The following is a 12,562-nucleotide window of genomic DNA, read 5'->3' as shown; positions in this document are numbered from 1 at the left end:
CATGTATGCCAAGACCTATCACGCGACGCATCCGGACATGATGGATGGTGTTTCCAACGACGCGCTGCGCGATCGCTATCTGGTTTCGGGCATGTTCGTGGCCGGAGAGATCAATCTCAACTATTCGCACAACGAACGCTTCGTGATCGGCGGCGCCGTGCCGGGCGCGCAGCCCTTGCATCTGCCGCGCCAGACCGAGCCCAAGAGCGCGGCCGGGCACACGCTGCTGGAACGGCGCGAGATGGGTGTGGTCAACATCGGCGGCCCAGGGTTCGTCACGGTGGACGGGCAGCGCTTTGCCATGGCCAACAAGGAATGCCTCTATGTGCCCATGGGCAGCGAAGAGGTGGTGTTCGAAGGCGAAGGCGCGCGGTTCTACCTGGCCTCCACCCCGGCGCACAAGGCCTTGCCGATCAAGCATATCCCGCTGGACAAGGCCAATCCTCTGGCGCGTGGTGACCTGGCCAATTCCAACCAGCGGACGATCTACCAGCTGGTGATCCCCGGCGTGTGTGACAGCGCGCAGCTGCTGCTCGGCCTGACCGTGCTGGAAGAAGGCAGCGTGTGGAACACCATGCCGCCGCACCTGCATGACCGCCGCAGCGAGATCTATCTCTACTTCGACCTGGCCGAGGAAAACGACCGCATTTTCCACTACATGGGCGAGCCTGACAGCATGCGCCACATCGTCATCGCCAACGAAGAGGCGGTGATCAGCCCGCCCTGGTCGATCCATATGGGCGCGGGCACCAAGAAGTATGCGTTCATCTGGGCAATGGGCGGGGAAAACCTCGACTATACCGATATGAACGCGCTCGATATCTGCCAGCTGAAGTAAGCCGCGATGGCGATTTCCTTCAGCCTTGCGGGCAAGACCGCGCTCGTTACCGGCGCCAACACCGGTATCGGCCAGGCGATCGCCGTGGGCTTGGCCCAGGCCGGGGCCGACGTGGCCCTGGCCGGCCGCTCTCACCCCGCCGAAACGCTGGACCTGATCGCCCAGGCCGGGCGCAAGGCGGTGAACATCACCGCTGATCTGGCCAGCACCGCGCCGGTGACGCGCGTGGTGGACGAGGCCGTGGCGGCACTGGGGCGCATCGATATCCTGGTCAACAATGCCGGGATCATCCGCCGCGACGATCTGCTGCAGTTCAGCGAGGCAGACTGGGACGCGGTGATCGATACCAACCTCAAGACGCTGTTCTTCCTGAGCCAGGCCGCGGCGCGCGGCATGGTGGCGCAGGGCAGCGGCAAGATCATCAACATCGCCTCGCTGCTGACTTTCCAGGGCGGCATCCGCGTGCCGAGCTATGCCGCGGCCAAATCCGGCGTGGGCGGCGTGACCAAGGCCATGGCCAACGAACTGGCGCCGCACGGCGTACAGGTCAACGCCATCGCGCCCGGCTATATCGCCACCAACAATACCGCCGCCTTGCAGGCGGACGAGACGCGCAACCGCCAGATTCTGGAGCGGATTCCAGCCGGGCGCTGGGGCGATCCCAGCGATATTGCTGGGGCTGCGGTGTTCCTCGCTTCGCCTGCATCCAACTATGTCACGGGCCACGTGCTGGCCGTCGATGGCGGGTGGCTGGCACGGTGACCGGGCGTTCGGGCCATATCGTCTGCTTTGGCGAGGTCTTGCTGCGCCTGGCAACGCCTGGGCACCGCCTGATGACGCAGGCCGAAAGCCTGGACCTGGTGGTGGGCGGGGCAGAGGCCAATGTCGCCGCCGGCCTTGCCGCGCTGGGCCATCATGCCGCGCTGCTCACCCGCCTGCCCGCCAGCCCGCTGGGCGACAAGGCGCGCGCGGCGCTGGGCGCGGCGGGGGTCGATACCCGCCATGTCGGGCGCGGCACGGGGCGCATGGGCCTCTATTTCCTGGAAAGTGGCGCAGGGCTGCGCCCGGCGACGATCACCTATGATCGCGCCGGCAGCGTGTTTGCCCAGTCCGCGCCCGGCGATTTCGATTTTACCCGCGCGCTCGATGGCGCCGCCCTGCTTCACCTGTCGGGCATCACCCCTGCGCTGGGGCCGGGCGGCGTGGCGCTGGCGCAGGCGGCGGTGGCCGCAGCCGATGCGGCGGGCGTGCCGATCTGCTTTGACGGCAATTACCGCGCCATGCTGTGGGACGCGTGGGACAGTGACCCGCGCGCGATCCTCACCGATCTCATGCAATCGGCCAGCATCATGATCGGCAACCACCGCGATATCGCGCTGTTGCTGGCCCAGCCCTTTTCCGGCGACGGCGCCGAGCGGCGGCGCGAAGCGGCCCAGGCCGCCTTTGCCGCGTTCCCGCGCCTGGCGCTGATCGCATCGACAGCGCGGCACATTGCCGGACCCGATCACCACCGCATCGCCGCGCGGGTCGACGCGCGCGACGGCGCGCACCAGACCGCCGAGGTGGACGTGACCGGCATCGTCGACCGGATCGGCACGGGCGATGCCTTTGCCGCCGGCGTGCTGCACCAGTGGCTGCAGAGCGGTAATGTGGCGGCCATGGCCCAGGCCGGCCTGGCCTATACCGCGCTCAAGCATAGCCAGCCCGGTGACATGTGCACCATCGGCCGTGCCGAACTCGAAGCGTTTTCCGCCAGTGGTGGCGATGTCAGGCGCTGAACGCGCCAAAGCTTAGTAACGACAAGACAAGCGGGAGTGGCAGGATGGACCGGATGACCCGGCGCGGCCTGATGCAGGGCGCGGGCGCCATGGCGATGATCACCACACCGCTGGGCGCAGGCGCGCGGGCACGCACTGCGCCGCTGGCCCAGCCCCGCGTCGGGCGTTATCGCGGTCTGCGCGAGGGCGGCGTCATGGCGTTCAAGGGCATCCGCTATGGCCGGGCGGCGCGCTTTGCCCGTGCCGTGGCCGAACCGTTTGAGGGGCCAGAGCAAGACGCCACGCAATTTGGCCCGCTCTGCCCGCAGCGCGGCATGACCGGGGCGCCGCAGAGCGAGGATTGCCTGTTCCTCAACGTGTGGACGCCCGATGCCCATCCCGGCGCGCGGCGGGCGGTGATGGTCTATTTCCACGGCGGTGCCTATGCCAATGGCTCGGTCACCGATCCGCTGACGCATGGTTCGCATCTGGCCGCTGGTGGCGATGTGGTGGTGGTGAGCGTCAACCATCGCCTGGGGCCGCTCGGCTATGCGTGGCTGCGCCCGCTGGACGTGCAGGCGGCCGATAGCGGCAACCTGGGGCAGCTGGACCTGATCCTGGCGCTGCAATGGGTGCGCGATCACATTGCCGCGTTTGGCGGCGATCCGGCGCGCGTCATGGTCTTTGGCCAATCGGGCGGGGGCGCCAAGATCGCCACGCTGATGGCGATGCCGGCCGCGCGCGGCCTGTTCCAGGCCGCCGCGACCATGAGTGGACAGCAGGTGCAGGCCAGTGGCCCGGGCCATGCGCTGGCCCGCACGCGCGCATGGATGGCGCGCCTGGGATTGGGCGACGATGGGGTTGCGGCCCTGCGCGCCATGCCGATTGCGCGCCTAATCGACGCGCTCGACGCCAGCGATCCGATCATGGGTGGCAGCCTCTATTTCGGGCCGGTGCTGGATATGACCAACCTGCCGCGCCATCCGTTCTGGCCCGATGCGGCACCGCAATCGCTGGATATTCCGATGATCCTGGGCAACGCGCACGATGAAACGCGCGCGTTTCTCGATCCGCGTGGGTCAAAGCTTGCCGGCCTGAACTGGGATAACCTGCCGCACCGCATCGCGGCCGAGGTCAAGATCGATCTCGACCCGCAATGGGTGGTGGCGCAATACCGCGCGCACGCCCCGCAGTCGAGCGCAGAGCAGATCTATTACGCGGCCACCACCGCCGGGCGATCGTGGCCCGGCCAGGTGATCGAGGCCGACGCGCGCGCCGCCGCCAGCGCGCAGGCCACCTGGGTCTACCAGCTCGACCGCCCCTCTCCGCGCGATCCGCTGCGCGGCGCGGCGCATACCGATGATATCCCTTATGTGTTCGGCACGTTGGATGCGCCGGGCAGCTATTCCGGCACCGACGCGCAGGCCCGTGCGCTGAGCGCGACGATGATGGCGGCCTTTTCCGGGCTGGCACGCAGCGGCCGGCCGGGCCTGGCAGATTGGGCGCCCTATCGCCTGCCGGCGCGCGCGACGATGGTGTTCGACGCGGCCCCGCACATGGCAGACGATCCGCGCGGCTGGCAACGCCGGCTATGGGCCACGGCGCCCTATGTGCAGCCGGGATCATAACCGGCGAATCAGCGCCATGCTGCAGGGCCACGCGCGCAGCATGATGCGGCAAAATGCGCCGCGAGATGGGCGGAATTTCAGTTTAGACTATTGAATTACCATATTATTTTTTGATCGACAGCCAAGCAACCGGGTTCTTGACAGGGGAAAGATCGTGCTGCAAAACATATCGTAATGACACCGGTTACCTTTCGCGGCACATAAGGCCGGGAAGGTAGCAAGAGACAACAAGCCCGCCCGATGGCGCGGGCGATCCGCCATGTGCGGATGGGAGTAGTGTTGCCGGATCGATGCAAGCCATTGCGTGCATTGTTGACACCGGTATCATCCAGCCTCACGGGCTGAGAGGGGATGTGACGATGCGCAAGAATATTTCCCGAGTTTCCACGCTCAAGATCGCCCTGTTCGCTGGCAGCGCGCTGGCCCTGCCGCATGGCGCGATGGCCCAGGCCGCCCCGCAGGATACCGCCACACCGGCCACCGACGCGGCTGCTGCGGCCCCGGGCACCGGCGATGACCAGACCCCGGCCATCATCGTGACCGGCTTCCGCCAGTCGCTTCAAGCCGCGCTCAACGTCAAGCGCAACTCGGTTTCGGCAGTCGATGCCGTGGTGGCCGAAGACATTGCCAAGTTCCCTGATCAGAACATTGCCGAATCCCTGCAGCGCATCCCCGGCATCTCGATCCAGAAAGATGGCGGCGAAGGCCGCGCGATCACTGTGCGCGGCTTGGGCGCCCAGTTCACCCGCGTGCGCGTCAACGGCCTGGAAACGATCACCACCTCGTCCGACGGCGCTTCGGCCAACCGCGATCGCTCTTTCGATTTCAACGTCTTTGCCTCGGAACTGTTCAGCAGCCTGGTGGTCCACAAGACCGCAGAGGCGAGCCTGGACGAAGGCTCGCTGGGTGCGGTGGTCGATCTCAACACCGGCAATCCGCTGGCCGGCAAGACCGGGCTTACCGCCGTGCTCAACGTGCAGGGTTCGTATAACGACCTGTCGAAGAATGTCGGGCCGCGCATTGCAGGGCTGCTGTCGTGGAAGAACGATGCCGGCACGCTGGGCGTCAACCTCTCGGCCGCCTATTCGCACACCGATACGCTGGAAACCGGCAACAACACGGTACGCTGGTCGCAGGCCTATTTCAATTCGGTGGGCGGCACGCCGTGCTTCTATTCGGTCGCCGGCGCCACTGGCGGCAATGCGGTGAACAGCGGCGGGTTCTATCGCCCCTCGGCCGCGTGCGATGCCGCTGCGCTCTCGTTCCACCCGCGCATTCCACGCTATGGCGTGGTCGAACACGATCGCCGCCGCCTGGGCCTGACCGGCTCGATCCAGTTCGAACCCAGCACCCACACCAAGATCTCGATCGACGCGCTCTATTCCTCGTTCAAGGAAGACCGCAAGGAAAAGTGGCTGGAAGTACTGGCCCGCTCCAACGAGCGCAGCTTCAACGTGGTCAATCCGGCGTACGACAGCAATGGCAACATGGTCAGCGGCACGTTCAACAATGCCTACGTCCGCACCGAAAGCTATCTGCGCCAATCTAATACCAAGTTCTACCAGGTGGGCGCCACCTGGGACCAGGACGTGTCGGACAGCCTGCGCTTCACCCTGCTGGGCGGCATTTCGCAGTCTGACGCGGATATCCCGGTGGAAAGCACGATCGCCTACGACAGCAAGGGCGCCAACGGCTTCGCGTTCGATTACAGCAACATGAAAGCGCCGGTGCTGAGCTATGGCATCGACGTGACCAACCCGGCCAATTTCCAGCTGGCCGAAATCCGCGATCGCCCGTCCTATGTCACCAACAAGTTCAAGACAGTGCAACTGCGCACCGAATGGGATGTGACCAAGGGCTTTACCGTCAAGCTGGGCGGCGTGTGGCGCCGCTACAACTTCCAGACCCAGCTGTGGACGCGCGACACGGTGGCCTGTTCGGGTAACGGCAAGCCCGACCTGATCCTGGGCACCACCACCTGCTCGTCCAGCGTCTATGGCCTGCCTGTCACGTCGAGCATTTCCGATCTCGTCAGCCTGGGCGATGCCGGGCAACCGGGTGGGACCACCTCGCAGTTCCTGGCGGCCAACATCGGCTCGGCCGCTGCCTATACCAATCTCTATGGCCGCACCCAGGTGGAAGATCTTGGTTCCAACCGCCAGGTGCAGGAAACCACGTCGGGCGGCTATCTGCAGTTTGACGTGAAGGGTGATCTGTTCGGGCTGGAATATGCCGGCAACGCGGGCATCCGCTATGCCCACACCGATCAGCGTTCCACCGGCTATACCGCAGGCGTCGCCGCCACGGTGGGCCGCACCTACAACGACTGGCTGCCCTCGTTCAACATCGCGTTCTATCCGCACCGCGACGTGATCCTGCGCGGCGCCATTGCCAAGGTCATCACCCGGCCTTCGCTGGGCAATCTCAATCCCGGCGGCTCGGTCGACGGGTTCAACTATCGCGTTACCTTCGGCAACCCGTTCCTCAACCCCTATCGCGCCACCAATTTCGACGTGTCGGCCGAATGGTATTTTGCGCCGCAGGCGCTGCTGTCGGTGGCCGGCTTCATCAAGCAGATCCAGAGCTTCCCGGTCTCGGGCACTTATACCGCCACGCTGCCCCAGCTCGGGCTCGATCGCTCGGTGCTCACGCCCAGCTCGCCCGCCTACATCAACTATGACCCGACGCAGGAATATATCGTGTCCTCGCAGGTCAACGGCGCGGGGGCCACGCTCAAGGGCATCGAAGTGGCTTTGCAGCTGCCCTTCACGTTCCTGCCCAGCTTCCTCAGCCACACCGGGTTCCAGGGCAATGCCACGCTGATCAAGAGCGACGCTGATTACACCATCACCGGCCCGGCGGTGAGCGCCTGCACCCGCAATGCGTCCGGTGCCTGCACGCTGGCAGGGGTTTCGGCGATCTATAACCAGACCCTGCTCAACGTCTCGAAGCGGGCGTGGAACGCCACGCTCTATTATGACGATGGCAAGTTCAGCATTCGCGGCTCGGTCAGCTATCGCGGGCCCTTCGTTGACGGCACCAGCGCCACGGGCAACGTGTTCGAAGGCTATGGCGCCTATACCAGCGTGGATGCGGCGGTGCGCTACAAGATCCGGCCGTGGCTGGAACTGTCGATCGATGGCAACAACCTGACCGACGCCTATCGCTATCGCTTCACCGATGAAACGGCGCAGCGCAATTACGAGAACAACCACTTTGGCCGCACCATCCTGTTTGGCGCCCGCGCCAAGCTGTGAGGGTTAGCCCGCGCGCCTGAACGACGCTTCCCCCCGCCCACGTCATCCCGGACTTGATCCGGGGTGGCGTGGGCATCCCACTTCTGAAACTGAGGAAACTCTGCCCATGACTCTTGATCGTCGCGCTCTGGTGGCCCGGACGCTGGCGATCGGGGCTTGGGCAGCGGCCCGGCCGACGCTGGGGCAAACCCCGCCACCGGCCGGGCCACGTGGCACGCCGCCCGGGTTGCCGCAGCCGGTTGAAACGATCGACCTGTGGCCGGGCGGCGCGCCTGGCATGCCCAGCGGCTCAGAGGCCCATGCGCTGGTCGAAAGGGTCAACGAACGATCGACCGACAGCATGGTCAACGACCGTGCGGTGCTGGGCGTAACCCGCCCACGCCTGGCGGTGTTCCGCCCCGATCGCCCCAATGGCGCGGCCGTGATGATCACGCCGGGCGGCGGCTATCGCTGGGTCGTGGTGGACAAGGAAGGCTATGAAATCGGCCGCTGGCTGGCCGCGCGCGGGTTTACCGCGTTCGTCCTGTTCTATCGCCTGCCCGGCGATGGCTGGGCATCGGGCGCCGATACCCCGCTGACCGATGCGCAGCGGGCGATGCGCCTGATCCGCCACCGCGCGCGCGATTACGCGATCGATCCCGAACGCGTGGCGGCGATGGGCTTTTCAGCTGGCGGCCATGTCTGCGCCGACCTGGCCGCGCGCTTTGCCGTGCCGGTCTATACCCCGCGCGATGCCGCAGACGCATTGTCGGCCCGGCCGCACAGCGCCGCACCGATCTATCCCGTGGTCAGCATGGACCCGGCCATTGCCCATCCTGGATCGCGGCAGCTGCTGCTGGGTGATCATCCCTCCCTGGCCGCGCAGGTGGCGCATTCGCCCGATCGCTGCGTGCCGGCAGACGCCCCGCCGCATTTCCTCTGCCATGCCGAGGACGATGACGTGGTGCCGGTGGAAAACACCGTGCGACTGCGGGCGGCGCTCAAGGCGCGGGGCATCCCGCTGGAAATGCATCTCTTTGCCAATGGCGGCCACGGCTTTGGCCTGCGCCGCGCGATCGGCAAGCCGGTGTCGGCCTGGCCCGATCTGTGGCGGGCCTGGGCGGCCACGGTGGGACTGGCGTGAGCGCGCCATATCTGCGCATAGAACAGGGGCATGACCGACCGCCCTGCCCCCTTTCCAGAAAGCGCGCCCGCCGCTGACCATCCGCGCCACGGCGAACCGACGATCGAGGACGTGGCCGCCGCCGCCGGGGTTTCGATCCGCACCGTGTCGCGCGTGCTCAACAAGTCTCCCAAGGTCAACGCGCAGACGCGCGAGCGGATCGAGGCGGCGATTGCGGCGCTGCAATTCCGCCCCAGCCTGCGCGCCCGCGCCCTGGCGATGCGGCGATCGTTCCTGATCGGGTTGATCCACAACGATCGCAACGCGCTGGTGCTCGATTCCATCCAGCGCGGCATCGTGTCGGTCAGTTCGGCACACGGCTACGAACTGATCGTCCATTCCACCCCGCGCGAGGGTGAGGCGGCAATTGCCGATACCCTGGCCTTTGCCGGGCGATCGCGCGTGGACGGGTTGATCGTGCTGCCGCCGATCTCGGGCGTGGCCGGCCTGGCGCAGGCGCTGGAGGCGGCCAAGGTGCCGGCCGTGGCGGTTTCGGCCGTGCCGCTCGATGGGTTTGCCGGGGTGGTGTTGAGCGACGAGCGCGGCGCCGGCGCGCAAGTGGCGCGCCATCTGCTGGGACTGGGCCATCGCCGCCTGGGCCTGGTCAACGGGCCGGAAGACATGGCCTCTGCCCGCGAGCGCCGCGCCGGTTTCCTGGCGGAAATCGCCACGGTGCCCGATGCGCGGGTGGCCGAAGCGGCAGGCGACTATGGCTTTGCCGCCGGCATCGCGGCGGCAGAGGCCCTGCTGGCCGCACCCGACGCGCCCACCGCGATCTTTGCCGCGAACGACATCATGGCCGCCGGTGTGCTCAAGGTGGCGGCGCGGCGCGGCATTGCCGTGCCGGGGCAGCTTTCCGTAGTGGGCTTTGACGGCAGCATGCTGGCGCAGATGGTCAGCCCCGCGCTCACCTCGGTCACCCGGCCGTTCGGCGCGATAGCTGCGGCGGCCACCGGCGACCTGATCGCGCGGATCGAGGGCGGCAGCCCGCCGCCCCCGTTTCATCCCGAACTCATGCTGACCCCGGCCGAGAGCAGCGGGCCGGTGCCAGGCTAAACAGGTTCCAGCTGGCCGGCGGCCAGCGCGGCATGCGCCTTGGCCACCGCATCGAAAAGCTGCGCATCCTGGCCCAGCGTGCCGAACACCGCTGGCATGGCCAGCACAGCGCGCCAATCGCTGGCCCGCGCCAGCAGGTCTGCCGCCAAGGGATCGGTGATCGCGGTGCCGCTGCGTGCGGCCCGCTCCAGAAAGCGCAGCCAGGCGGCAATCGGCACGGCCAGCCGGGTGATCGGCCGGCCTGCTTCCAGCGCCTCGCGCACTGTGCCAAGCAGGCGGTAGGGCAGCTTTTGCGAGCCATCCCAGGCGATCTGCGACAGCAGGTGGCGGATCGCCGGATTGGCAAAGCGCGCTAACACATCGGCAATATAGCGCGACAGGTCCAGCCCCGGCGGCGCCATGACCGATGGCGCGATATCCTCGCGCATCAGGCGTTCGACAAACCTGGCAAGGGCAGCGTCCTGCATCGCCTGGGCCACGGTTTCATGGCCGAGCCCCAGCCCGACATAGGCCAGCGTCGAATGCGCACCATTGAGCAGGCGCAGCTTGGCCATCTCGAACGGGCGCACATCGGCGGCGAACGTCACCCCGGCCAGATCGAGCGCCGGGCGCTCTCCGGCAAAGCGATCCTCGATCACCCACTGGGTAAAGCCTTCGCGCTGGATCGGCCAGGCATCCTCCAGACCGGTCGCGGCGGCCACTTGCGCGCGCAAGGCATCGTCGGTGGCCGGCGTGATCGAATCGACCATGGCATTGGGAAAGCACACCTGATCGACGATCCATGCCGCGGTCTGCGGGTCCACCTGCTGGGCCAGGGCCAAGGTGGCGGCCTCCAGCTTGCGGCCATTGTCGGTCAGGTTGTCGCACGACAGCACGGTCAGGCCAGGCAAGCCGGCGCGGCGCCGTGCGCCCAGGCCGCAGACCAGCCAGCCGATGAAGCTTTGCGGCACCCAGCTGTCGTTCCCGGCCCCGGTGAGGTCGGCAGCGATCGCGGGGTGGGTGGTATCGAGCGCGCCATCGGCGCCCAGGCAATAGCCCTTTTCGGTCACCGTGGCGCTGATGATCCGGGTATCGGCATGGGCCATGGCGCCAAGGATTGCCTGCGGCGCCTTGCCGGTCAGCACTTGGCCAATGCTGCCGATCACGCGATAGCGCGTCTGCCTATCCAGCAAGGCCAGCGTATAAAGCCCGCCCTGCGGCCCCAGCGCCTGGGCCACCCCTTGCGAATGCAGGCTGATGCCAGTGATGCCCCAGCGCGGATCGTGCGCCAGCAGCGTGTCGAACGCGGCGGCCTGGTGCGCGCGGTGAAACGCGCCGGGCCCGAAATGAACCACGCCAGCGCGCATGGCGCCGCGATCATAGGTGGGCCGCGCCACATCGCCGGGCAACAGCGCCAGCGTTTCGGGCGAAAGCCGGGTCATGCCGACACCGGCAGGCCATAGGCGCGGCGCACCAGGCTCGTGGTCAATTCCACGATCAGGTCGGCCGCTTCCCAATCGGCCAGGCGGTGTTCGGCCACCAGCCGCGCCAGGAAACCGCAATCGATCCGCCGGGCCACATCGTGCCGCGCCGGGATCGACAGGAACGCGCGCGTATCATCGTTGAAGCCCACGGTGTTGTAGAACCCGGCGGTCTCGGTGGTCATTTCACGGAAGCGGCGCATCCCTTCGGGGCTGTCGTGGAACCACCAGGCCGGCCCCAGCTTGAGGCAGGGATAATGCCCGGCCAAGGGCGCTAGTTCGCGGGCATAGGTCGTTTCATCCAGCGTGAAGAGGATGACCTTGAGCGCCGGCTCGTTGCCGAACAGATCGAGCATCGGGCGCAGCGCCTCGACATATTCGGTGGCGCGGGGAATGTCGGCGCCCTTGTCGCGGCCATGGCTGGCGAACAGCTGCGCATTGTGATTGCGCGTGGCGCCGGGATGAATCTGCATCGTCATGCCATCGTCCAGGCTCATCCGCGCCATCTCGGTCAGCATCTGGGCGCGGAACAGCTCCGCCTCGGCGGCATCGGCCTTGCCGCCAATCACCTTGGCAAACAGCGCCTCGCATTCCGCGCGCGAGAGGTTGGCCGTGCGCGGGGTGAGGAAGCCGTGATCTGTGGCGGTGGCGCCCATCGCGCGGAAATCGGCGCGGCGGCGGCGGTGCGCGGCGAGATAACCGGCCCACGTCGTCACGTCTTCGCCGCTGAGCGCCGCAAAGCGCACCATGTCGCGGGCAAAGGCATCGTGTTCGGGGTCGATCACCGAATCCGGGCGATAGGTCGTCACCACATTGCCCCGCCAGCCCGAGGCGCGGATCGCCTGGTGGTGGGCAAGATCATCAGCCGCACCTTCGGTGGTGGCGAGCAATTCGATGTTGAACCGATCGAACAGCGCACGAGGGCGGAACGCCGGGCTGGCCAGCGCCGCGCCAATCACGTCATAATGGTGATCGGCACTCGTTTCATCGAGCGTCTGGTCGATGCCGAACACCTCGGCAAAGACGTGGTTCAGCCACATTGCCGAAGGCGTGCCGCGAAACAGGTGCCAATGCGCGGCAAAAGTGCGCCAGGCCTCGCGCGGATCGGTAGCGGGAAGCGCCCCGCCCTGGCGCGGCACGCCCAGCGCATCGAGCGACACGCCTTGCGAATAGAGCATGCGGAACAGGTAATGGTCGGGCGCCAGCAGCAACTGCGTGGCATTGTCCCACGGTGCGTCAGTGGCAAACCATTCCGGGTCGGTATGGCCGTGCGGGCTGATGATCGGCGCCTGGGCGACCGTGGCATAGAGCGCGCGGGCAATCGCGCGGGTGTCCGGATCGGCGGGAAACAGGCGATCGGGATGAAGAACCAATCTGGGCATCGACAACAGGCCTCTTGTAGGA

At 66.9% G+C, this 12,562-nt stretch carries 9 protein-coding genes; 7 read left to right on the top strand and 2 right to left on the bottom strand.

Features of this window, described 5'->3' with window-relative positions:
* The first annotated feature begins 1 nt into the window (after position 1).
* From kduI to FHW97_RS09990, 7 genes are all read left to right on the top strand, one after another.
* Entirely contained in the window at positions 2-838 is an 837-nt protein-coding gene (gene kduI / locus FHW97_RS10020) for a 5-dehydro-4-deoxy-D-glucuronate isomerase (RefSeq protein ID WP_062784042.1), read from the top strand.
* 6 nt (positions 839-844) lie between these two features.
* Entirely contained in the window at positions 845-1,600 is a 756-nt protein-coding gene (gene kduD, locus FHW97_RS10015; RefSeq protein WP_171798847.1) for a 2-dehydro-3-deoxy-D-gluconate 5-dehydrogenase KduD, read from the top strand.
* Between the two features lie 71 nt (positions 1,601-1,671).
* Positions 1,672-2,616, top strand: coding sequence for a PfkB family carbohydrate kinase (locus FHW97_RS10010; protein ID WP_253941734.1), 945 nt, complete (start codon positions 1,672-1,674; stop codon positions 2,614-2,616).
* Between the two features lie 44 nt (positions 2,617-2,660).
* Positions 2,661-4,223, top strand: coding sequence for a carboxylesterase/lipase family protein (locus FHW97_RS10005; protein ID WP_171798845.1), 1,563 nt, complete (start codon positions 2,661-2,663; stop codon positions 4,221-4,223).
* Positions 4,224-4,582: 359 nt separating this feature from the next.
* Entirely contained in the window at positions 4,583-7,480 is a 2,898-nt protein-coding gene (locus tag FHW97_RS10000; RefSeq protein ID WP_171793379.1) for a TonB-dependent receptor, read from the top strand.
* A gap of 106 nt (positions 7,481-7,586) precedes the next feature.
* A complete protein-coding gene (locus FHW97_RS09995; RefSeq protein ID WP_171798844.1) occupies positions 7,587-8,603 on the top strand; it encodes an alpha/beta hydrolase in 1,017 nt (338 codons plus the stop codon).
* Between the two features lie 30 nt (positions 8,604-8,633).
* Positions 8,634-9,698 carry a LacI family DNA-binding transcriptional regulator gene (locus FHW97_RS09990; protein ID WP_171798843.1) on the top strand — a complete coding sequence of 355 codons (1,065 nt, stop codon included), beginning with the start codon at positions 8,634-8,636 and terminating at the stop codon, positions 9,696-9,698.
* Here FHW97_RS09990 and FHW97_RS09985 read toward each other — a convergent pair.
* A complete protein-coding gene (locus tag FHW97_RS09985) occupies positions 9,695-11,119 on the bottom strand; it encodes a mannitol dehydrogenase family protein (RefSeq protein ID WP_054131368.1) in 1,425 nt (474 codons plus the stop codon). The two genes, FHW97_RS09990 and FHW97_RS09985, sit on opposite strands and share 4 nt — an antisense overlap.
* Positions 11,116-12,540, bottom strand: coding sequence for a glucuronate isomerase (gene uxaC / locus FHW97_RS09980; RefSeq protein ID WP_171798842.1), 1,425 nt, complete (start codon positions 12,538-12,540; stop codon positions 11,116-11,118). Before uxaC ends, FHW97_RS09985 begins: the two co-directional genes overlap by 4 nt.
* Positions 12,541-12,562: the final 22 nt, after the last annotated feature.

Origin of the sequence: Novosphingobium sp. SG754 (assembly GCF_013149315.1) — a bacterium.
Taxonomy (GTDB): domain Bacteria; phylum Pseudomonadota; class Alphaproteobacteria; order Sphingomonadales; family Sphingomonadaceae; genus Novosphingobium; species Novosphingobium capsulatum.
The sequence above is the reverse complement of the archived record's forward strand: the minus strand, read 5'-3'. Positions and strand labels throughout refer to the sequence as shown.